This window comes from Siphonobacter curvatus (genome assembly GCF_002943425.1).
In the GTDB taxonomy this organism is placed as follows: Bacteria; Bacteroidota; Bacteroidia; order Cytophagales; family Spirosomataceae; genus Siphonobacter; species Siphonobacter curvatus.
This window is the reverse complement of record NZ_PTRA01000001.1, coordinates 1,200,543-1,223,830: the sequence shown is the minus strand read 5'-3', so window position 1 is coordinate 1,223,830 and position 23,288 is coordinate 1,200,543. Positions and strand designations below refer to the sequence as shown.

Sequence of the window (23,288 nt, the reverse complement as noted above, 5' to 3'; positions counted from 1 at the left end):
GGTTATTCCTGATTCAGCCTTCCTTTTTTACCAGACTAACAGAAAATTCCCGCCTTGAACCTTTCCCGTATTTCTGTGCTATTCTTCCGCTGAAATGAGCTATTCCGGCCCGTATGCGTCCCCCTACCTTTGTAACGTCAAAAGGCACTCAAGCCTAATCAGATTTTACAAAACAACGCACGATCATGTCGAAAGTCATTTTTATTACCGGAGCATCTAAAGGATTTGGCAAATTATGGGCAGAAGCCTTCCTCAAACGCGGCGATAAAGTAGCCGCTACGGCCCGCAATACCGAAGCCCTCAACGATTTGGTGAGCACCTACGGCGAGAATATTTTACCCCTCACCCTCGATGTCAATAACCGGGAAGAAGTCCATACTATCGTGCAGAAAATCGAGCAGCACTTTGGCCGGATCGATGTACTGATCAACAACGCGGGCTACGGGCTTTTCGGAACAACGGAAGAAACTACTGAAGCCCAGGCCAGATTGCAAATGGAAACCAACTTCTTTGGCTCACTGTGGGTTGCTCAAGCCGTATTGCCCGTGTTCCGGAAGCAGAAAAGCGGCCACCTGATTCAGGTTTCCAGCTTTCTGGGTCTGACAACCTTGCCGATGCTGGGCCTGTACAATGCCTCCAAATTTGCGGTAGAAGGATTAATCGAAACCATTGGCTCGGAAGTAGCTCATCTGGGTATTAAGACTACACTGATCGAACCCAACGGCTACGCTACTGACTGGGCGGGTGCCTCAGCTATCCAAACCTCCAGCGACATTGCCGACTACGCTCCGGTACGGGAAGCCTTTAGTAATTCCAGTGAAAGTGCGGATACCTGGGGTAAACCCGAAGCGACGGTACAACCGATTCTAAGTATCGTCGACAATCCGAATCCACCGCAACGACTGTTGCTGGGTAAAATGGCCTACTATGGCATGCATCAGGTGTATACTCAACGTCTCAAAGACATTGAAGCCTGGAAAGAGGTAAGTATTGCCGCTCACGGTCATTAAATGCTTACGTAATCGGGACGAACGTAATTTCTAATCGCTAACGACGGCTTCTCGCTTTCAAATCGAACGCCCCTTGCTTTTTTTCGAAGGGTACGTATGGCGATGATACCGATGAAGTAACTGGTTATCAAATCAATAGGTTATAGCCCAGTTGAGACAAGACTTATTCTGTAAAAAAATTAGCAGTAAAGGGGCAAAAAGACTTGCGTTCGCCTCATTTATTTACTTATCTTTGCACCTCGTTAAACGGAAGAGGATAGCAAAATAGCTAAAATGAACCGAATAACGATGCAAAATGGTCCGTTCGTCTAGGGGTTAGGACGTATCCCTTTCACGGATAAAACACGGGTTCGATTCCCGTACGGACTACAGATAACAGAATATTGACCAGCCCGAAGCCACTAGCTTCGGGTTTTCTGTTTTTATAGCTTCCGAGCATTTGCATTTTAAATTAGCGATGGCAAGCTTTAAGAACTTTTCATCTCCTTCTTTCGCAAGACTTCTATTTTAGAAGCTGTACGGTATAATTTATTCCGGCTTAAAAGGCTGACCTTACGCTAGAGAGATGTGAGTTAAATAGGAAGTGGCTATATTTACTCTGCAAAACCAACGAGCCATGGAAATAGCCAACGAGAAACCGAGAAGAGTACATCAGGGACGTAACGTCAAGCGCTTCCGCGAAATGCTGGGTATCAAGCAGGAGGCATTGGCTCACGAGCTAGGCGACAACTGGAGTCAGAAACGCGTGTCGCTGCTGGAAAACAAGGAAGCCATTGAACCGGAAGTTCTTAGCCAGGTGGCCAAGGCGCTTAACGTATCCGAGGAGGCGATCAAGAACTTTGACGAGGACTTTGCTATCAACATCATCTCTAACACTTTTAACAATAACGATAACTCGGCAACCCTGCAGGGACATTACATTAACTATAATCCTTCCTTCAATCCAATAGAGAAAATCGTCGAGCTCTACGATGAGAAAGTGGCCCTGCTTGAGCGCCTGTTAGAAAGTGAGCGGGAGAAGATACAGATCCTGCTTAAGCAAAGGAGAGACTAACTGTATTTGTAAAATGCTGGTGACTTCGCTTTAACATGAGGATGTTAGAAATTAACGCTTTGATTATGGCAGATTCTTTACAAGATTATGCCGATACTAAGCTCTGTAGACTTACATTAACCTCTAGTGTTAAAAGCTGTTCAATACAAAACAAGCGCTCTACTTACGGGGCTACCTCCTCTTGTATTACTTCAGCCGTTTAAGGCAAGAAGCTCTAATCCCCTAACTGCTCACCATATACCATTTCATGTTACAGGATGAGTTTTCCGAAATAATCGCCCTCATACAACAGGCAAGACAGACAGCGCTGCAAGCAGTTAACACTGAGCTGATCAATCTTTATTGGCAGGTAGGGGAATATATCAGCAGGAGGATTGCTAGTGCCAAATGGGGAGAGAAGATGGTAGACGAGCTAGCCCGATACATCACTAGGAACCACCCTGAGCTCAAGGGCTTCAACCGTAGGGGACTCTACCGCATGAAGCAGTTCTATAATACTTATGCCGCCAGCAACCTATTACCAGCGCAGATTCAACCAGCTAAAAAGTCTGAAGAAAAAACAACAGAAATTGTGTCATCGGCAATGACACAATTAGATCGGAAGGATATTCGGGACAGTATACTAGCCAAGGTAAGTTGGACACACCATTTGGTGCTTCTATCTAGGGCGAAAAGTGAAGAGGAGCGTGTGTTCTACCTTCGTCTGTGTATCAAAGAAAAATATAGCGTCAAGCAGCTTGAACGACAGATTAATAGCAGCGTTTATGAACGTGTAATGCTAGCAAGGGAAAGTCAACACCAGTCGCTGAAGGTTTTGCAGCAGGATGTAACGGATGTTTTCAAAGACAGCTATGTATTTGAGTTTCTCAACCTGCCGGAGCCTCACAGTGAGGGAGTCCTACAAAAGGCGCTTATTAACCAGATGAAAAGCTTTATTCTGGAGCTAGGCGGGGACTTTCTCTTTATGGGCGAAGAGTATAAGCTCCAGGTCGGCAACAGCGACTTCTTCGTGGACCTATTGTTCTATCACCGGGGACTCCAGTGCTTGGTGGCTATCGAGCTGAAGGCGGACAAATTTCGGCCGGAGCACTTGGGCCAGTTGAACTTTTACTTGGAAGCCTTGGACAGAGACGTAAGAAAGGCGAACGAAAACCCCAGTATCGGTATCCTACTCTGCAAGGACAAAGATGTGGAGGTAGTTGAGTACGCTCTTAGCCGAAACCTTTCCCCCGCCTTAGTCTCAGAGTACAGAACCCAGTTGCCTGACAAGACACTGTTACAGAAGAATCTGCATAAGCTCTTTGAGGCAATCTTGAATGATAGTAACTAACGGTTCTCTTTTTAAGTTGCGGCGGATTCAAAATAGATTGAGAGTTCTTCATGACTGTTTTAGTAGCTTTCTATAGGCGTCTAATCAAGTTTAAAATAAAAGATTCAACGGTTGCACTACAAGCGATAGCTTTGATGATAGATCAAACAGTAGCTTACGGTTAATGAATAAATCTTTACTCAAGTTACAAACGTAAACAGGCTCCCGATAAAAATAGTAGCTGTTCTCTTGATATATCAGACACATAGAGCTTAGTGACCAAATCCGCTTGTCTGTTTTAACTCATAGCCCTTCCTAACCATGCTACTTGTGAAGGTAAAACCATTGCCTCTCTAAATTAGTGTTTATGCCTTGGCTGTAAACTGCTCTATTTATCGGATCCGTTCTTTCAACATCTGTCCAACGAATCTTAGCTCAGATATAAAACTAACTATGCTGGCTGCATATTTTTTAATATAAAAGTACCCCATAAGGCCAAACACTTTATGGGGTACTGTATTATTCACCTCTTTTTATATGAAGTCTTCCCTAAGTCGTAAACGTAAAAGCTTTCCGCAGTAATTCCAGACTTTTAGGTACCGCCGTTCGGGGGTCTTCCTTCCCTTCCATTTCCAGTGATACGAATCCGTTGAAATTAGCTTTTTGCAGGATCTTTCCGATGCGGGTGTAATCCAGCTCCTTATCATAGTAATGGCCGCCGCCGTAGTAAGTTTTGGCCTGCACGATGGTCGCGTACGGAGCGATGCGTTCTAACTGAGCGTACGGTTCACCCACGAAGTTACCCGTATCCACGTTCATGCCCATGGCGGGCGAAGCTTTCAGGGGTTCGTATATTCGTAACAGGTAATCGATGTTAGAGGAAAGGCCCCAGTGATTTTCGATAGCAAGTACCACGCCCGCTTTTTCGGCTATTTTCAGACATTCCTGCATGCCTTCGATACACCATTTGATCGCGTCATCGTCGGTATAACCTTTGATGGGCGGCTCTACCCCATCTCTATAATAAGCCGCATCGCGTTTGACGGTCCGCCAGCTCCCCGTGTTCATACGTACGCAGGGAATGCCCATCTGCACGGCCAGGTTGATGCACCGCTCGGTATGCTCGATGTCTTTTTTGCGTTTGGCCGGATCGGGATCGACGAAACTCTGGTGGATGGACAGGAGCGGCAGCGATAAGCCATTGTCAAAGGCCATTCGCTTGAGTTTATTCTGATAGGCAATCGTTTCATCAGTCATCTGACGATGCAGAATCTCGACGCCGTCAAACCCGATTCGGGAAGCATCCTCAATGACTTTCTCAATGGGATACTTCTGCTCCTGAAAATGCCAATACGAGTACGTCGAAACGCTAATCGGAATGCGACGAACCACGGCTGGAGCGGTCGCAGTAACCGGAAGCGATTCCCGATTTTGCCCGACTAGCACGGCCGAGCCAAACAGGGCCGTTTTCCGGAGCCAGTCCCGGCGATTGGATGCGTTTTTCATAGTTGTAGAGGTTTTGTCTTTAACTGATAGTTTTTAGTGGATAGAGGGGATTCGTTGCTGTGCGTAAACAAGTTATATAAATTTCAGAATATCTATTCTACGTTGCCAAGCATAAACCCATACTTAGGTGAGGCTTAATCAACGTATATCATTCGCCTAAATTCAGGGTACGAATTCAGGTACTACGCGGCGTCATCTCCCCGTGGAAATAGGCTCGAAAAATCCATAAATAGATACAAGCTATTCACTGAATCAGCGAACGAACCCAAGTAAGGCAAAGGAGTCAGATTGACCCATAAATATCTACGCTAACACCTATACGCAGGAAAGGCTGCAAACCACTTTATAACCGTTTGATTAGACAGACGATTCGGTTTGCTTCTTCAAACCCCAGCTTCTGGTGAAAGGCCAGACTTTCCGTATTATCCAGCTCCGTATCCGAAGCCACTTCCAGGCATTTGTTTTCCCGAGCCCAGTCCTCTCCCGCCCGCATCAGCAACCGCCCGATGCCCTGGTGCTGAAATTCCGGCTTCACATACAGGCCTTCCACGTAAGCCACCGGCGAGTGCGAAGCTCCCTCGACGTAATCCGTCCGCAGGGTCAGATGTATGAAACCAATGTAGTCCGGTCCTTCTTTCGCCAGATAACAAACTTCGTCCCTGGCCGTAAGCAACCGCTGGTAACTCTCCCACTCTTCCTCAAACGAGCATTCCGGCCACAAGGCCAGGACGAGGGTTACTAATGCGGGGAGGGTTTGGGAAGAGAGGGGTTCGATTGGCATGGGTGGTTTTTTATGGCCTTGCCAAGGTAGGAGTTAAACTTGGCAAGGTCAAGCGTACATTACCCTCCCTACAGCAATGCTAGCAGTCTGACACCTAACTATGTTGTTTTACTTGACTCTCCAATTCCCTCAACCGCCCCATCAACCGCCTCGCATGCCCTCTCGCCTTTTCCTTAACCTCCTCCTCCGTAAATCCCGCATTCAATGACGTTCCATGAAAGTAAATCGGCTCCAGATAATTCATTCCCGCGTAATAGGCCGTTTGTTCCAGGTTTTTCCAGAATTCATAGACGCGAAAATGGTGCTCTCCTTTGGTATGATACTCCTCCTCGGGACCGCCGACGGTGAAGCTTGGGAGAAAGTTTTTCCCTTGGAGTTTATCGCCCTTGGAGCCGTAGGCAAACTGATACTCAAAAACGGTATCGAACCAGTGCTTGAGAATAGCGGGCATGTTGTACCAATAGACTGGATACTGAAAAACGACGGCCTGATGGCGAAGTAAAGCCGCCTGTTCCGCTTTTACGTCGATTTGGTAGTCCGGGTACAAATCCTGCAGGTTTCTTACTTCCAGCTCCAGACTACTCTTCAGCAGTTCTTCGATGATCGTTTTGTTGGCAAGGGACGAAGAAAAGTTCGGGTGTCCCAAAATCACTAAGGCCATACATTTTGCGTTTAGTACTCTAAAAATGATAGTTGCAAAACTATTTTGAGTAACCTAGCTTTGCAATAACTATCCAGATGGATAGATCAAAATCGGAGACCCAAGATGCAAGCAGAATGTGCCGGTGATGCGGTGAAACTTAACGGAAGAGAATACCCCTGTACAGTCAGCCTAGCGATGGATCTGGTCGGCGGCAAGTGGAAGACGGTGATTCTGTATCACCTCAAAGAGACGAGTAAACGGTACAGCGAACTACGCCGGGAAATGCCCGACATCACGGAGATGACGCTGAGTCTGCAACTCAAGCAACTGGAAAAAGACGGGCTGGTATCCCGAGCTGTCTACGGCGAGAAACCGCCCATCAAAGTCATCTATCAGCTCACGGATTTTGGGAAAACCTTCATTCCGGTACTGGATGCGGTTACGGCCTGGGGAAATTTCATTTTGAAGGAAAAAGGTGAAGTGGTGTATCGGTCCTAAATCTATGGGGGGACGTGACTACTAATTATACTTGGAATGATTGAAAGCCGCACGCTTTCGAAGGCCCAGTGCAACAAACGTTCCGTTCGCAGGTTGCGTACTCGCCCCACGAGTGCAATGACAAAAGGCGTACTCCTAACGAATGACGCCTCTTCAATCCGCACCTCAAACCATCTTACGCTTCGACTGCCGACTCATGAACCAGACCATGAGGATCAGACCCAACACCGACGGTCCGAGCTGGCTATAGGGCTTGAATTGCGGTAACGCATTTCCCGAAAAAGCGGACAGCAACGCACTGAATGCCGAAAACATTTTATAGATGTGCTCGTACAGCCAACCGCCTTTGAGTCGTTCGTGCAGCCAGTAATGTTTGACGACATCGTACGTAGTCACCAGCGACAAGGCCCCGAAGGTCGAATACGTTACGGCCGGATTCCAGCTAGCATCGGAGGACTTGGCAATCCACAGGAAACAGATACCCGAAGTAAGAGCGATCAGGGCCCAGACTACGTCCTGCCGGGAACTGCGGTTTTCGCGGAGTTTGACCGCCCGCCAACCCGCATAGCTGACGTAGCCCGCCAGCAAGGTCAACATGACCAGAAATGGACTGGCCCGAAAAAACACCGCACCGAGCAGGCCCGTACCTACCACCACGCTGATGGTGTACAGAAACCAGCGACCCAACCGCGTATGAGCCCCCCGCTCTTTTGGAACCACTAGAGCCAGCAATCCGAGGCCCAGGGCAATCAGGCCGAAGCAAACGTGAATGATGAGATTAATGAGATGGAGGATGGGCATAAAACGTCCGTTTTGAATGGTGAAGCTCAAATCTGTCGTACTTTTCGGTTCCTTCCCCGTCCTTGGTGACCAGATGATTTCGCTAGTGACCAAGTTCTTTCGTCACTGTTTCCTTTCGCAGGCACCCGTTCTGCTCGTAAATTGCCCCTATGAAGAAAGTTTTACGTTCGGTTCTGGTTCGTAACCTGTTGGGACTGCTGGCCTTGCTGGGCGTGCATTACGTGTCGGATCGGTATTACATCCAGGAGCGAAGCGGTACGAATCAATATCTGCCCTATCTCTTTCTACTTGGTCTATACGCCTGGCTGGTTTTTCATAATCGAATCCTCTACGAACGACTGTATTTGCAGCAACGCAAACGCGAATACCTGTTGTGGACGTTACTGATCATGGGCCTCAATACGGTGAGTATGTACACGATTCTGAAACTACAGTTTCGGGTAGATTACGCACTGCCGCTCATCCTTAGCTTCTGGGTACATACGCTGGCGGGCTTCGGGATTTACGCGTTTTACCGAAGTACGTTACCAACCCCAGCCGTAACCCAACCTGTGCTGTCTGAACCACTCTCTTTAGGAAATACAGGGGAATTGAGTTGCCTGGTCAATGGGGAGAGAGTAGTCATTCCCTACGGTGAAATCAAGTATCTGGAAAGTCTGGAAAACTACGTAAAGATCATCACCGTCCGAAAAACGCACGTGACCCGCCTGACGATGAAAGAAGCCGAAGAGCGGTTACCCAAACCGACCTTTATACGCATCAGTCGATCGCACTTAATCAATACCGCCCACCTCGAAACGCTCGAATCCGACAGCCTGACTATCGGCGGAAAAAGCCTGAAGATCGGGAAGGTTTATAAACGGTATGTAAGTGAGCAACTGACGGAATTGGGCGTGATGAAGTAGCGGGTAATATTAGCAGTACGGTGAGTTGTTAGTGACGCTTCGCTATGCACCAATGATGACGGTTGATACTTTCAATGGCGGTCAGTGATTCATTGCATCATCCAGCTTTTTTCTCCTGCAAATTGCTGCAAGTACTCGTTCGTAAATCGAATTTAATACCCTATTGACTCAAAGGCTTTCCCATTTTCTACGCACTTTTTTTCTTCCTATCCCGGTATTTTCTATTACTCAATCGGCGGGTTTGAAATAAAATACTACTAGTTGCCACACGGCTACGGGGTTCTGCGTACTATTTCTTGAACGCGTTCATAAACGATCCTAACTGGCCGCTAGGATAAGCCGTAGTATGGTTCAATTGGTTTACATCTTATTCGCAATCTCCTGTTGAGTTGTCAGCGGGAGGACGTTTCTTCCACAGCGGAGGAAACGGCTACCGATGCCGTCACCGCAACTGCAGCCCGCTACGCTGCCCAAATCGATTCAGTAACGTCGAAGCACTGTAAAGGCAAATTAACAGCCATCGATTCGACGGCATTGCCCGCCGCTATTCTGACCTACCTTTCGACTAACTATCCGAAAGCCGCCATCGCCTTTGCCGGAACGGACGCGAGCGGGACATACGTCGTGGGTATTGTGTTGGACGGTCAGCCGAAAGGCCTGCTTTTTGACCCCAGTGGCACCTTCACGAAACTGCTGGAACACTATGGCAAACGGGCCCAGCTAACACCCGTAACCACGGCTGACCTGCCTGCAACGATCACGACGTACATCTCCACAAATTACGCGGCAGCGACCATCAAAAAAGCGGGTAAAAACGCGGATGGAACGTATTTCGTTGCGATCAGCACCAGTGATACCGTGAAGGTTCTGGTCTTTGACGCTTCGGGTAGTTTCAAGGAAGAACAGACGCCACCGAAAGGAAAAGGGCATCGCGAACGTAAGTAAGGGTTGAAACTGACTGATTATTATTCTTTATTTCCTAATACTTCCTGGCCATGATCAATATGTCATGATCAGGAAGTATTGAAAAGTTTCTTTCATTTTTGATAATGCTTCGACCAACAATGACAATAACTAGAAAATATTACCAATGACCCTTTAAGATGCTGTCCCTGTAAATTCGAAAGTAAATATCCATACGTTATCTCTCTCTTCTTTTTCCCTTAAGTCAAACATCACGAATCCTTCAGGACTATAGTTTATTGTAATTGTACCAGAAGGATTTTGACTGAAGAGTACTTCCTTTTCTAAAACAGATAGAATATGAAAAGGCGGATAATAGTACTCTTTACCTCCTTCAAACTGATCTATAAATTCAGATAGGTTTGAAATTCTAACAATGTTTTTATCGCGGCCCAAATTTTGATTTACCATTTTTAAAGGAGTCAGATTTTATTGTGATTAAATTTTTCAAGGTTCAGAAGCCAATCGTGACTAAAATTTTTAATTGAGTCAATTTATAATTTGTTTCTGTATCATCTTCCCTGATACTATTTTAAGTTTTATCATCCACTCTAACAACGCAAAAAGGTAATCGCAGTTCGCTACGATTACCTTTTTGCTATTCAAATAACTAAGTCGATTAATACGTATACCGAATCGTTACCCCATACATCCGCTGATCGCCCACGATTCCGGCGTATTGGCCGTAGCTACCCGGAGCTGCCAGTAACATTTCGTAGTAGTTCTTATTGAAGATGTTGCGTGCCCAAGCGAAGAAGCTCAAGCCATTGGAGGCCCGGAAACCGGCCCGGCCGTTCGTCAGTGAGTAGCCTTCTATGTTCAGGTACTGCGAGGGCGACGGACTGGATGAAAATTTCGAGCGATAGAACACATCCAGGCCCAGGAAGTAATTGCCTTTCAGTCCCAGTAGGTTGCCATTGGTATGGGCTTCTCCCCCAACCGACCCCGACCACTTGGAAATACCCGGTAATTCACCGCCTGAAATATCCTTAAAGGCCTGGGCTCCTCCGACTTCCTCCAAGGGTACGGGAGCGTTTGTAAACCGTACGTACTTGCCATCGGTATAGGCTACTGCCGCGTTAAAATTCAGGTTCGTAAAACGCAGGCTTCCGTCCAGCTCCACACCCTGTACCCGCACTTTTTCGGCATTGGCCAGATACCCCCGGTTTACACCCGGTTCCGGCGTTTGTACCTGCGTCTGGAAATCGTCGATGTCCGAGCGGTATACGGTCAGGTTTAGAATGGAATTAGCCGAAGGTCGGGTTTTAATGCCCAGTTCCTTATGAGCCACGTATTCGGGTTTTACATTCGCCAGGTCAATCAGGGTTACGCCATTGGCCGTGGGTAATCCACCCACGTTCACACCGATGGGCTTGTAACCGATGGAGTACGTAGCATAAGCGTTGATCTTATTGGTCGCTTTGTACTGAAGCGAGAGTTGTCCGGAGAAATTACCCTGATCATAATCCGTGTGGAAAGATTGATCGGTATATACCAGTCGCTTCAGAGCTAACAGAGCCGCATCGGTCGTTTGCAGGCCACCGTAGGTCTTGCGGTCGTAGTCCACCACTTTCTTGTCGTAGTTATAACGTACACCGGGTAAGAAGTGTAGTTTTTCGGTAATGGCCCAATCTGCCTGAGCAAATACGGCCAAACTGGTACTACGGATGCGGTTATTGGTGCGAATACCGAAGTTATCGAACAAGCCCGGCGTTTTCCATAAAGCACTGGTGGTACTCTGAGCGAAACGCCACTGGGCTGAACCCGCCTCTTCCGTTTGTACCGGATCGGATTTCAAATCCTGCCAGAGTCCGAATACTCCAACGACGCCACTGATTTTAGAAGAAATTTTACCCGAATACCGAACCTCCTGCGACCACTGATCGTGGACCGAGTTACCGGAAGAAATCGTGAATACGGGCAAACCAATGTAATCCCGGTCGTTCAGCGGCGTCCATTTCCAGTACCGCCACGCGGAAGTAGCCGTCAGCGTTCCGTTCCCAATCTTGATATCCGCATTCACTGATACGCCGCCCAGTTGGTTGTCGGCTTTGGAAGGCGTATCCAGATCCAGTTTTCGTTCAAAGGCACTCTGGTAAGGTAGCTTATAGCCTAAATCAGCAATAATCGCGTTGAACTGCCGGTATGCAGCCCGCTGCGTAGGGACGACACCTGCCACGGGCCAACCGTAGCCGTTCGGTTTTTGATTGGACACGTCGCCAATCAGGGTGATTTTTACGTTGTCGCTCGGTGTGTACAAAAACTGTCCGCGAACGCCAATGTTATTGATGTCGTTGATGGGCAATTGCGTATGCACGTTGTAAAATAATCCATCCCGTTGCGTACCCGTAAACGAAAGACGAGCGGCCAGTTTTTTACCCAATGGTCCCGTCAGTGATCCTTTCGCTTGGATAAACCCGTAGTTACCGTAGCTTAATTCGAAGTTAGCTCCGGGCGTGAAGCTGGCGGCCCGGGTCGAAATGTTAAACGCTCCCGCCGTGGTGTTTTTTCCAAAGAGCGTTCCCTGGGGACCACGTAATACTTCAATCCGATCAATGTCAATAAAATCCAGAGCCGTAGCCGCCGGACGGGCATAGTATACACCATCGACGTAGAACCCTACGCCGGGGTCAATACCGTCGTTGGTGAGTCCAAAGGTGGAGCCCAATCCTCGAATGTTCAGCGTGGTATTCCGGGCATTGGATACGTACAATTGCACAGTAGGTACCAGTTCTTTCAGTCGGTTGACATTGAAAGCTCCCGCGTCTTCAGCCCGGGAACCCTGAATGACGGAAATGGGGATGGGTACTTCCTGAGCCGACTCCTGACGGCGACGGGAGGAAATAATCACGTCGTCGAGTTTGTTAGAAGTGGGATCCAGGTTGATCGTCACCTGTTTGTCATTAACGACTACTTCTTTTTTGGCATACCCCACAAAGGATACGATGAGCGTGAAGGGCAGCTTTTGTCCGGTCCGGAGGTTGAACTGACCATTGGCGTCCGTACTGGCTCCGTTGGTCGTTCCCTTGATAACGACGGTGGCCCCCACCAGCGGGTCGCCGGAAGACGCATCCAGTACAATTCCGGAAACGGTAGCATTAATAATGGGTTGATCCTGAGCTTTTCCTGAAAAAGCAGTCAGCAACAAGCTGACCATAAGCATTATGGTAGTGGTTCTCATGTACAAGCGAAAGAAACGTCTTGGGACAGATGTATGGTTTATACTACAAATGGGTTAAAATCACGGTAACTTCTAGAAGAAATCCGCTATTGAAAGTCAGGAAGGTTTCAACAATAAGGGACGACTCTTGGAATCATAGATGGCTTTTGAAAGTTGCGGTGGCAAAACTAATGAAATAAAAGATATAGTATATAGTTTTAGTAGACTTTATGAAGAAAATTGTAATCTTTAAATACGACTTATGCTGAAAGGTACTGACTACTTATGGGTGTAGGCTTGGAATCCTGCACCCATAAGTAGTCAGTACCTACGCGTTCCTAACTGCCTAACTACTTTCCAATCACCACCTCATCAAGATAGAACCGCGTGGGTGACGTAGGAATATCCGCATTTGGTAAAGGCGGGTCATTGGTTTCGTTGGGCGTTTGTCGGTTGGGTAGATTTCGGTAGGGTCCGGTCCGAAGCGATAAACGTTCAATGGATTTAACCGCTTCGGCCAGCTGAGCTTTTTCCAGTACGGTTTTGCCGTTGACTTTCACCGAATAGTGTCCATCCGGCATTGCTTTCGTCTGGACTTCCAGCTCATACCAGCGACCTTTTTCGTAGGATTGTAGTACTTTCTCCGTACTGCCATCCGTAGCCATAAGCTGATTTTTTTCATTAAAGCGAATCCGTACGGGTCGGTTCCCATATTGATCGGTCAGGTCGATGTCCAGCATACCCGTATTGGCTGGATCGGCGTATACCTTCAGTTTTGTCGTTACCTGGGTTCCTTCTTCAAATACCCGGATGGCCCGGGCGTAATCGTACAAATCCTGGTCTGCCAGCAAGAGACTTTTGCCCGATTTCCCGGGCGTTTCGACTACTGATACCGGAGCCCATTTCGGAGCGTAAATGTTCCAATCAGGAATGGCCCCTTCGGTTTCTAACGCATCAAAATTGTCTTTTACCGTACCTTTTACGCGGTACGTGACGGGTACGGGCGTCCGACTAACCCAGATATCTTCCTTGTTCATGCTGTAACTCATCCACAGGTCATTCCCCGGCGGGTTTCCATTCCCTTCTTCGATGCCCCGCATGTAACAGGGACCGAAATCCTTCCAGCGACCGGTATACCGTCGGGGCGGTAATTCTCCCTGAATCAGTAGCATGTGATCAAACAGAATCCCGTCGTCGCCTGTCACCACGACTAATGGAAAGCGGTACTGCGTTTGTTCGATGGGATTGTAACTCAGGGCGTAGCGGCCATCATCCGTCCGCTGCCCCCATTGCTTCCCGCCGGACATAACCAGCGTGGGGACTTTCACGGGTTGGGAGAACGTCTTGCCTTCATCCGAGGAAAGAGCCGTGAGTGACTTCTTCCAGAGAGCGACCACTTTTCCGTCTTTGCGGTGGTAATACGACAGGGCTTGTCCAGCCTTTTTGTGGTTATAAAAGCCGTCGAGACCATTGTCTTCGTCGTACCACTGAAAGGTCATGAGCGGATTCTTCAGCAGATCGTCGCAGGCTTTTACAAAAGCCGCATCCGTTGCTTTTTTATAGAACGGATAACTCGTATTGGATTCATTCCAATTAGCGTGACTGGTGTAGCGAATGAAATAAATGGGTCCGTAGGTTCCGTCTTTGTAGGCTTCGCGTACCACCCGTCCGATTCCTCCTTTTCCGAAGGGATCTTCGGTATGACCGTAGAAAGCCAGCACCAGCAACCGACCATTCGGAGCTACGTAGAAACCCATTCGCTGGTGCATCATGTAGCCCTTGTACTCTTCCGGAATTTTGACGCCCGCCGGAGCCTGATACGGCGGAAACACCACCTGAGGTTTATTCCAGTGCCGACCGTCTTTGGAAGTCATGACCAGCGTTTGGCCCGGAGCCACGTGTTCATCCACGGGATTGCTCAGGTATTGCTGGTAGAACGTGCCGTTCCAGTAACAGAGATTCGAGGCGTGGTTGTACGTCCAGCCGTGGTCGTCGGCGGTTTCGGGGTGGGTACGGTTGGCCCGCAGGGTTTGTCGGTTTTCGGTACCAATGGCGTACCGTAGACGACCTTCGTGAAGCGTAGGATCGATGGTTTCGCCACCGATATACCGGACGGGTTCCTGCGGACTACCCGTCTGGGCGTAGCCATTGAGTACCTGAAAAAAGGCCAGCCCGAGCCAAAAGGAATTTGATTTCATACGCCAAAATAAGAACAGATGCCGGCGTACATACTCGAAGGGCAAGAAAAAAGCCCTGTCTCATGGACAGGGCCTGTATTAATTCTTCAGTTTCCGCCAGCCAATGTTTTTGAGCTGGTCGGCGTATTTACGGAACGTTGGTTCGGTCACTTCACTCAAACTAAGCGAACCCCGGAGGATACCGGACCGGTGATTGCCTTCAATGTAATACTCACAACCGGGCAGTACATCCAGCGTGACCTCCTGCCGCAGCCGGGGTACTAGCGTTAGTCCACTCAAAGCCGTTTCGATACGGACGGTACCCGGCTCCAGTTTAAGAGCCATGCTACCCCAGCTATCGAGTTTACCAATGTATTTGCCGTTGATCCATACTTTAAAGCGGCGGAAAAAAGCTTTTTTCTCCCCCACTCGATACAGATATACTACCGCGTCCTCGACGGAGGACTCTTCCTCGGATTTACCCCAAACCAGGCCGGATAGCCAGGAAAGCGGGTGAAGCGTCTCATCCATACTCGTTGTGATTAGTCTGTGCGAAGGTACAAAACCCGAAACGGCTTTGGAAAAAATAGTGCCGAGATTGGAGAGATTTAATCTAGTGATGAATCCGAAGATCCGTTTTACGCCGCAGTAAGGAATCCGCGGCAAAGTACGTCACTTGTGGATCAAGGTCAGCCAGTGGTTTGGGAGACGTGGCCCCGCCCCAACGTAAAATTCGCAGCTTTACTTCACCTACCCCCTTGCCTAAAAAACCCAGCAGGCGGGCTCCAGTTTCCGAAATATCAATCAGGCGATGATGTCCATAAGGGCCCCGATCATTAATTCGAACGATGATGGACTTCTGAGTGAGCGGATTAATTACTTCAACGAGTGAATTAAACGGTAAACTACGGTGGGCCGCTGTGAGGAACGTCTGGTTGAATAATTCGCCAGCTGCCGTCTTTTTTCCCTCAAATTTGGAATGATAAATAGAGGCCAAACCCGTTAATTCTTTGATACTCTGTGCTTTTGCTTTGCAGAAAGTCAAACAACTCAAAAGAGCCGAAATCTTCAATACGGGTACATTCATGGGGTATATGGATTCGGTAAGCAGCACAAAAATGAACGCAATCGTCCAAACTGCCAAATTAAATCGTAGGTCTACGCATTAACAACGCTAAAAACCTTTGTATCAGTCTTCTATAAAAACTACCTCAGCAGGGATTTAGTATATGTGTATTAGAATTATTCAATTTAGATCGCTTCCATTGAAAGCTTACTCGAAAACCTACTTGTTAAGTTTCATTGCATTTTTTTAATAAAAACTTTATTTATATCATTAATTTAATTTTGATTAATTTGATTTTATCAAAATATTATCTCGAATGAAGCAAAAAATAAAGTTCATAATTTGGTTTTTTGAATTTTTGCCTATAATGTTGTACCTATAAAAAATTCAAGTTCAGTAAGTCTTCTTATCGCAAATATTCCTGGCCGCACTTGGAGGATTTGCTTCAGTAGAGAAGTAGACTTTATACCCGTAAAGTTTACGCAATGAATTGACGTATATACTTAACGTCAATTCCGATTCTCCGTACTGAAACTACTCTTTCTCGATTTCTGACATAACAGTTCCAGTGACTCACGGGCCGTCCGTTCCCGTAGCACTTCAGCCACTGCATGAGCTACTTTCCGGAAGTAGATTCATTCAGTTTACGTTACGGTTCCGCAGGTCACCGGGAAAGATTGCGGCCCTTTCCCTGACCTGCGGCCGTTCGTAACCTTATCATTCCAGTAGCCCCTGATTCCCAAATTACTGCTTAAACTACCCATTACCAGTCATTTTGAATCTGTTCCTTTCTATGCAGTAAAACCTGATTGAATGCATTTCGCTTACCCCAGGCGAAGGCAAACCCGCAGAGGGCCGCAGAATGGGCTTGCCGAAGCTACTTCCCGCTTGTTCACACACTTGACCCTTATCATGAAGAGAAAATTACTCTGGCTGTTTGCCATATTAATGGGTTGGTCGATGGCTGTTTCCGCTCAGGATCAGGTTTTGATCGGAAAGGTCTTCTCCGACGACGATAAACTCGGTCTACCCGGCACTTCGGTATCCATCAAAGGAACCACCATCGGTACTACTACCGACACCGAAGGCAAATTCAAACTTACCCTTCCCTCGGGCGGAGCTACGCTGGTCATTTCCTTCATTGGCTATATCAAGCAGGAAGTAACCGTAACGACCCAGACTTCGCTTGACGTGTATTTGAAACCGGAAGCGGGTCAGCTCACGGAAGTGGTGGTAACCGCTCTGGGTATTCAGCGGGAGAAAAAGGCCCTGGGCTACGCTCAGCAAAGCATTGGTGGAAAGGCCGTTTCGGAAGTTCGGCCTGCCAACGTGGCCAATGCCCTGTCGGGTAAAGTAGCAGGGCTACGCATTCAGGCGGGTACCGGTCCGGGTTCGGGTTCAACGATTCAAATTCGGGGTGCCTCTTCCATTACTAACAACAACCAGCCCCTCATTGTCATCGATGGCGTACCCATCGAGCAGAGTTTCAGCAAGCGACTGGGCGGTGGTATTGCCGACATCAACCCCGAAAACATCAAGGATGTTTCGGTACTGAAAGGCCCCTCGGCTTCGGCCCTCTACGGTTCGCGGGCGGCTAACGGCGTGATTTTGATTACGACGAAAGACGGCTCCGGTCAGCAGGGAATCGGCGTGGAAGTGAATACCAACTATACCGTCGAACGGCCCTGGATTTCACCCAATTTTCAGAACACTTACGGCGGTGGAAACGGGTATCGCACCTGGTACCGCAACGGCTGGAGTGGCTCGATTACCGATCCGGCAGAAATTGCTCAGTACCGGGCTGTCTACGGTCCGAATGCTCCACTGACGGGTACAGAGGGAACCGATGAAAGCTGGGGTGCCCCGATGGATGGCCGGCTGGTTCGCCAGTGGTGGACGGGTACGGACGTGGCTCCGCTCACGCCCATGCCCAGCAACTACCGGGATTTCTGGCAGACGGGCAGTACCTGGTCCAACAACGTGGCTATCTCCGGTGGTAATGAAAAAGGAAGTTTCCGCCTCGGTTTAGGTCGACTGGATCAGAAAGGCATTATGTATTTCAATGATTTCCACCGCAATAACTATAAACTGAATAGCCATTACAATTTCACCCCTAAACTAAGCGTAAACGTCTCCGCCGAGTACATCAAAAGCGGCTCGGGTAACCGGGGCTATACGGGTGGTCAGGAGTTTATCTGGTCGCACCGACAAACCGACTGGAATAAATTACGTGATTGGCGAAGCTATACCAGTGTTCACATCCAGCCTCCCGGCGATACGGATCCACCGAACTGGCAGCATACCTTCTTTACGAACCCCTACTACAGTCAGGAAATGCTGCCCACATCGGATACGCGAGATCGCCTCGTCGGAAACATTGCTCTGAATTACAAAATTCTTGATGATCTAACGCTAACCCTACGTTCGGGTACGGATCTCTGGACGCAGACCGTCATTGCCGTCAGCAATTTCGAACGCGTCCGGAACGGTTCCCGCTCGTACGGTGCCTACAACGAAGAAGTACTGCGGCGGCAGGAAACCAATACCGACGTTCTGTTGACTTACAAAAAAGACATCACGGAAGCGTTCTCGATCAATGCTACGGCGGGTGCTCTGTTGCGTACTAACTACTACAAACGCAATTATACCAATGTGGGTCAGCTGGTAATTGATGGCGTATATAACCTATCGAACTCCATTGCTACGCAGAACACCGTAGCCAGTGCCATCGAACGCAAGGAAAGTCAATCGGTATTCGGAGCTGTGAACTTTGGCTGGCAGAATATGCTCTTTCTGGATGTAACCGCCCGAAACGATTGGTCATCTACCCTGCCCTCAAACAACCGCAGTTATTTCTACCCCTCGGCGGCTCTGAGTGCGGTGGTTTCGGATCTGGTACCCAGTTTAAAAAACAACGTCCTTTCGTTTTTAAAAGTACGCGGCAGTCTGGCTCAGGTAGGTAACGATACGGATCCCTACGGACTGGCCGAAGTGTATACTGCCGGAACTTCCTGGAACGGCTCCCTACCCGAATTTTACGTACCGACGCGTAAACCTAACCCCACCCTGAAGCCCGAAATCACGACGGGGCAGGAAGTAGGTCTGGAGGCTCGCTTCTTCCGGGGCAAACTCGGTCTGGACGTTACTTATTACAGTCAGACGACGAAAGATCAGATCATTCCCGTTCAGCTCTCGAAGGCAACGGGCTATAACAGTGCCATTCAGAACATCGGAAAAATGCGGAACCGGGGCCTGGAAATCAGCCTGACGGGTACGCCTGTCAAGCTTGACAATGGGTTTACCTGGGACGTGGCTCTAAACTTTGCCCGCAACCGCAATACCGTACTAGAACTCCTACCGGGTGTACTTAACAACCTGGTTATCAACGAACGGCGGGGACTGACCCTCGAAGCCCGGGCGGGCCAACCCTACGGAACGCTGTACGGCTACGGATTCGAGCGGGTACAAAGCAGCGATCCCTCCGCCGCGTACTATGATCCAACGGGTCAATACGCGGGTCAGTTGGTACTCACGAACGGATTACCCGTCAAATCGACTACGCAGAAAATTCTGGGGAACGTACAACCCGACTGGATGGGTGGTTTCTCGAATACCTTTTCCTACAAAGGCCTCATCCTATCGGCTCTCATCGACGCGAAAATTGGCGGCGATATGTACGACGAAGGAACGGCTAATGCCCGCTGGACGGGCCAGTACGCCGAAACGGCCCTTGGACGGGAAGAAGGCGTCATTGGAAAAGGCGTAACCGCCGTCCGTAGTGCCGAAGGTGCGTACACTTTCACGCCGAACTCAACCATCGTTTCGGCCAATCAGTATTACGGTTACAACAACCCGCGTAACTATCACGAAGCGGCCATTTTCGATGCTTCCTACGTGAAGTTACGGGAAGTGTCGCTGGGCTACCAGATTCCCTCGGCTTTCATTAAACGACTGCGACTGCAATCGGCCAAGATTTCAGTGGTGGGACGGAACGTGGCCATGTTGTTCAAAAACCATCCCCACGCCGACCCCGAAATTGACGCCAATGGCGGTAATGCTCAAGGCTTTGGCTACGGCGAACTTCCCTCTTCCCGCAGTATGGGCTTCAACCTGAGTCTGGGTTTCTAACGCCGGAAAAGAGCTTTTATTCTGATCAACATTACTCCCTGACGAATGAAAACATTGACGATAAAAACGCTTGCCCTCGCCACCGGAATGGCCCTGATGACCTCGGGCTGCACGGGTAGTTTCGATTCGGTAAACGACAATCCCAACAGTCCGACCAGCGTATCCCCGCAGTATTTGCTGACCTACGCTCTGGAAAAATCCATCGACCGGTACTGGGGTAGTAATACGCGTTTCGAGCGACTAAACCTCGACGCCGCCGAACTCTGGATTCAGCATCTGGGCCGCAACATTTATTCCAACGAAGGCGATAATTACGAGGCTTCGCAGGCCTTGATGCTTAACAACTGGCAGTCGTTCTTCAACGATTCACAGCTCAACCTCCAACGCATTCTGACCATTACGGATGAAAAAGGCAGCAACCCCCATGCTAACTATTACGGTGTAGCTCTGGTGATGCGTACCTGGGTATTTTCGGTGCTCACGGATACGTTCGGAGCCATTCCGTACTCGCAGGCCTTGCAGGGAGGTACGGATGCCCCCGTCCTAACACCCAAGTACGACGCTCAGGAGCAGGTCTATACCCAAATGCTGGCGGACCTGAAAACGGCCAATGAAAAACTATCGGTAACCGGCCCAACCATTGCGGGTGATATCGTTTACAACGGCAGTATTCTGAAATGGAAAAAGTTTGCGAATTCCCTTCGCTTACGACTGGCCAACCGGCAAGCCGCCAAGAAACCCGCCGAATCGCGGGTCATTATGAAGGAAATCCTGAGCGATCCGACGACGTATCCCATTTTTACCAGTAATGATGACAATGCCAGTCTGAAAACTACCACTTCTCGTCCTTCCAACAATGAGTGGAACGAAACGATGATCTGGGGTAGTCGGACCGACTGGAATCTTTCCCAAACCCTGGTTGATAAGCTGGTGGCCCTGAACGATCCGCGTCTGGAGGTATATGGTAGCCAGCAGGGTGGCGTTTGGCTGGGCGTACCCAACGGACTACCCGACGCCATTGCAACGACGTATCTGGCCCGAGCCGCCAAAATTGGTACCGCGTTCACCAAAGCCGATGCCCCGGAAGTCATCATGACGCTGTCCGAACTGAATTTCATTCTGGCCGAAGCCGCCATTGACGGGGACATTGAAGGGGGTGCTGCCGTAGCGAAAGAGTACTTCGAAAAAGGAGTTAACGCCTCCATGACGCAGTACGGCGTAACGGCCCCGGCTTCCTATTTTACGACGGTGGGTACGGTAACCCGGGAAAAAATTCTGGATCAGAAATGGATTTGTCTCTTTGCGAACGGCGTCGAAGCCTGGGCGGAATGGCGTCGGACGGGGCTGCCCGTATTCCCGGCCAAAGACCCACGTTCGGTTTTTGCCAACGACGGCGTACTCCCCACGCGACTCCCCTATCCCGGCTCGGAAGCTTCGCTCAACGCAACGAATATGAAAGAAGGCATCAGCCTCAACGGTGGTACAGACGATTTCAAGACCAAACTCTGGTGGGCCGAGAAATAGCGGGACCTACCCCGTTTTCCTATTGTCCATCTAAGCACCTAAGGATTCCATGAAGAACATACTTACGCCCCTGGCCTTGCTTGCCTGTTTAGGTTTCATTACCGCCTGCGAAAAGGCCGAAGATCCTTTTGTTCCCCGGGAAGTTGCCCCCGCTCTGGTTCAAATCATCAATGCGACCTATCAAACTGATTTTGCTACGGAACCGAACGTCCCTTCCGACAGTACGGCTCCGCTGGCTTTGAAAATCCGGGTACTGAAGCTCGATAAAACCAATATTCTGGATCATACCAAGGGCATTGACTCCATTCCCGTACCGAATCTGAATGTCAAGCTGTTGAAACGCGACGGCACTGCCCTAGGTGAGGGTACTACGGATGCTTCGGGTACGCTTACCCTTACTAAAACCTGGGCTGAACTGGGTCTAGTGCCGAACTACGCCAACCCGCCCCTCAAGTACTATAAAGGACAGATCATACGATTGTCCTGGACGGGTGCGATAGATGGCGTGGCCTTTACCCGATTTTCTTCTGTATCTGTTCGTTAATACCTTTTTGAATCGATTCATAACCACTAAACGCAGCATCCATGAACCGTCGTAACTGGCTTAAATCCGGGGCCTTGGCCGTCGCCGGAGCAAGCGTACCTGATTTCTGGCGACCCGCCGAAGCCGCAGCCGTTGGACTGCCCAAGCTGGCGGGCCTACCCATCAAAGCCCGTTTGATGTCGAATGAAAATCCGTACGGACCTTCAGCAAAGGCTCAGAAAGCAATTGCCGAAGCGATTTCGAGTGGCTGGATGTACCCTCGTGAGTCGATCATGACCTTTAAAAAAATGATTGCCCGGGAAAACGGCGTCAGCGAAGCCCACGTCCTGCTCGGGGCCGGTTCGGGCGAGTTACTGATGGCTTCCGGCATTCATTACACCATGAAAGGCGGAGCCGCTACCAATATCGTAGGCGGTGACCCGACTTACATGCAGCTGTTGCGGACGGCCCTAGCCCTGGGAGCCGAATTCAAAAAAACGACCCTGACGAAAGATTTCACCTACGATTTCAACGGCATGGCCGCAGCAGTCAACGATAAAACGTCACTCGTTTACCTCTGCAATCCGAATAATCCGACGGGTATTCTGGAAGATGCTTCAAAAATGACGGCTTTTTGCGAAGACCTGTCCAAGAAGAAACCGCTGTTTATCGACGAGGCGTACATGGATTACGCGGCTGACCCCAAAGCCAGCAGCATGACCGAACTGGTCAAGAAAGGACATAACGTACTCATTGCCCGCACCTTTTCAAAAATTCACGGTTTTGCCGGTTTACGCATTGGCTATCTGATTGGTCAACCCGATACGCTTCGGGAAATCAATAAATTCTGTACCGGCGGCGGCAGTATGTCGGCCACCTCCGTGAAGGGAGCCATTGCCAGTTACATGGATACGGATTTTCTGACCTACTCGAAGGCCAAATGCCTGGAGTCGAAAGAATATTTGTACAAAACACTCAAGGACAAAGGGTACGATTACCTGCCTTCGTCGGCGAACTTCGTACTCTTTCCCATCAAAACGGAGGGTAAAGGCTTCGTGGAGAAAATGGCCCAGAAAGGCGTAGCTATCAAAAGCTGGGAGTTCGCCGGACAACACTGGTGCCGCGTTTCGATGGGTACCCTGGACGAAATGAAAACCTTTGGCGAAGCCTTCGGTACATTAGCCTGATCAACCTCTTCTTCTATCTGTTACCGCTCTGGTTTACTGGGGCGGTTTCTTTG

At 49.1% G+C, this 23,288-nt stretch carries 19 protein-coding genes and 1 tRNA gene; 11 read left to right on the top strand and 9 right to left on the bottom strand.

The features are described from left to right. The first annotated feature begins 185 nt into the window (after positions 1-185). From C5O19_RS04910 to C5O19_RS04895, 4 genes are all read left to right on the top strand, one after another. Positions 186-1,010 carry an SDR family NAD(P)-dependent oxidoreductase gene (locus C5O19_RS04910; protein ID WP_104710164.1) on the top strand — a complete coding sequence of 275 codons (825 nt, stop codon included), beginning with the start codon at positions 186-188 and terminating at the stop codon, positions 1,008-1,010. A gap of 297 nt (positions 1,011-1,307) precedes the next feature. Further along, positions 1,308-1,379, top strand: a tRNA-Glu gene (locus C5O19_RS04905). A gap of 247 nt (positions 1,380-1,626) precedes the next feature. Continuing rightward, positions 1,627-2,064, top strand: coding sequence for a helix-turn-helix domain-containing protein (locus C5O19_RS04900; RefSeq protein ID WP_104710163.1), 438 nt, complete (start codon positions 1,627-1,629; stop codon positions 2,062-2,064). Positions 2,065-2,311: 247 nt separating this feature from the next. After that, on the top strand, positions 2,312-3,394 hold the full coding sequence (locus tag C5O19_RS04895; RefSeq protein WP_104710162.1) for a PDDEXK nuclease domain-containing protein: 1,083 nt from the start codon (positions 2,312-2,314) through the stop codon (positions 3,392-3,394). Between the two features lie 528 nt (positions 3,395-3,922). Here C5O19_RS04895 and C5O19_RS04890 read toward each other — a convergent pair. From C5O19_RS04890 to C5O19_RS04880, 3 genes are all read right to left on the bottom strand, one after another. Further along, positions 3,923-4,879: a sugar phosphate isomerase/epimerase family protein gene (locus C5O19_RS04890; RefSeq protein WP_104710161.1), complete on the bottom strand. Its 957-nt coding sequence runs from the start codon at positions 4,877-4,879 to the stop codon at positions 3,923-3,925. Between the two features lie 343 nt (positions 4,880-5,222). After that, on the bottom strand, positions 5,223-5,660 hold the full coding sequence (gene aac(6'), locus C5O19_RS04885; protein WP_104710160.1) for an aminoglycoside 6'-N-acetyltransferase: 438 nt from the start codon (positions 5,658-5,660) through the stop codon (positions 5,223-5,225). A 94-nt stretch (positions 5,661-5,754) separates the two neighbouring features. Then, on the bottom strand, positions 5,755-6,321 hold the full coding sequence (locus C5O19_RS04880; RefSeq protein WP_104710159.1) for an NAD(P)H-dependent oxidoreductase: 567 nt from the start codon (positions 6,319-6,321) through the stop codon (positions 5,755-5,757). A gap of 105 nt (positions 6,322-6,426) precedes the next feature. Between C5O19_RS04880 and C5O19_RS04875 the strand changes: the two genes are divergently transcribed. Next, positions 6,427-6,801, top strand: a complete 375-nt coding sequence (locus tag C5O19_RS04875; protein WP_094810483.1) for a winged helix-turn-helix transcriptional regulator — start codon at positions 6,427-6,429, stop codon at positions 6,799-6,801. Between the two features lie 165 nt (positions 6,802-6,966). Here the strand turns inward: C5O19_RS04875 and C5O19_RS04870 are convergent, their stop codons facing one another. Continuing rightward, positions 6,967-7,602, bottom strand: a complete 636-nt coding sequence (locus tag C5O19_RS04870) for a hypothetical protein (protein WP_104710158.1) — start codon at positions 7,600-7,602, stop codon at positions 6,967-6,969. 149 nt (positions 7,603-7,751) lie between these two features. On the opposite strand from C5O19_RS04870, the gene C5O19_RS04865 reads away from it, so the two are divergent. Continuing rightward, positions 7,752-8,507, top strand: a complete 756-nt coding sequence (locus tag C5O19_RS04865; RefSeq protein WP_104710157.1) for a LytR/AlgR family response regulator transcription factor — start codon at positions 7,752-7,754, stop codon at positions 8,505-8,507. Between the two features lie 384 nt (positions 8,508-8,891). Continuing rightward, complete coding sequence (locus C5O19_RS04860; protein ID WP_104710156.1) at positions 8,892-9,452, top strand: PepSY-like domain-containing protein; 561 nt, start codon at positions 8,892-8,894, stop codon at positions 9,450-9,452. 153 nt (positions 9,453-9,605) lie between these two features. Here the strand turns inward: C5O19_RS04860 and C5O19_RS04855 are convergent, their stop codons facing one another. From C5O19_RS04855 to C5O19_RS04835, 5 genes are all read right to left on the bottom strand, one after another. After that, positions 9,606-9,881 carry a hypothetical protein gene (locus C5O19_RS04855; RefSeq protein ID WP_104710155.1) on the bottom strand — a complete coding sequence of 92 codons (276 nt, stop codon included), beginning with the start codon at positions 9,879-9,881 and terminating at the stop codon, positions 9,606-9,608. 208 nt (positions 9,882-10,089) lie between these two features. Next, positions 10,090-12,633: a TonB-dependent receptor gene (locus tag C5O19_RS04850; protein WP_243406327.1), complete on the bottom strand. Its 2,544-nt coding sequence runs from the start codon at positions 12,631-12,633 to the stop codon at positions 10,090-10,092. A 347-nt stretch (positions 12,634-12,980) separates the two neighbouring features. Beyond that, the gene (locus tag C5O19_RS04845) at positions 12,981-14,828 is read right to left on the bottom strand and encodes a sialidase/neuraminidase family protein (protein WP_104713896.1); all 1,848 of its coding nucleotides are present in this window, start codon (positions 14,826-14,828) and stop codon (positions 12,981-12,983) included. A 78-nt stretch (positions 14,829-14,906) separates the two neighbouring features. Then, a complete protein-coding gene (locus C5O19_RS04840) occupies positions 14,907-15,338 on the bottom strand; it encodes a hypothetical protein (protein WP_104710153.1) in 432 nt (143 codons plus the stop codon). Positions 15,339-15,420: 82 nt separating this feature from the next. Beyond that, positions 15,421-15,894 carry a septal ring lytic transglycosylase RlpA family protein gene (locus C5O19_RS04835; RefSeq protein ID WP_104710152.1) on the bottom strand — a complete coding sequence of 158 codons (474 nt, stop codon included), beginning with the start codon at positions 15,892-15,894 and terminating at the stop codon, positions 15,421-15,423. 891 nt (positions 15,895-16,785) lie between these two features. Here C5O19_RS04835 and C5O19_RS04830 point away from each other — a divergent pair. Genes C5O19_RS04830 through C5O19_RS04815 form a run of 4 tightly spaced genes read left to right on the top strand, consistent with a single transcriptional unit; the run spans position 16,786 to position 23,235 of the window. Continuing rightward, positions 16,786-20,001 (top strand): SusC/RagA family TonB-linked outer membrane protein, encoded by a 3,216-nt coding sequence (locus tag C5O19_RS04830; protein WP_243406326.1) that lies wholly within the window; start codon positions 16,786-16,788, stop codon positions 19,999-20,001. 45 nt (positions 20,002-20,046) lie between these two features. Continuing rightward, positions 20,047-21,525 carry a SusD/RagB family nutrient-binding outer membrane lipoprotein gene (locus C5O19_RS04825; protein WP_104710150.1) on the top strand — a complete coding sequence of 493 codons (1,479 nt, stop codon included), beginning with the start codon at positions 20,047-20,049 and terminating at the stop codon, positions 21,523-21,525. Positions 21,526-21,574: 49 nt separating this feature from the next. Then, entirely contained in the window at positions 21,575-22,069 is a 495-nt protein-coding gene (locus C5O19_RS04820; protein ID WP_104710149.1) for a hypothetical protein, read from the top strand. A 41-nt stretch (positions 22,070-22,110) separates the two neighbouring features. Further along, positions 22,111-23,235: a pyridoxal phosphate-dependent aminotransferase gene (locus C5O19_RS04815; RefSeq protein ID WP_104710148.1), complete on the top strand. Its 1,125-nt coding sequence runs from the start codon at positions 22,111-22,113 to the stop codon at positions 23,233-23,235. Positions 23,236-23,288: the final 53 nt, after the last annotated feature.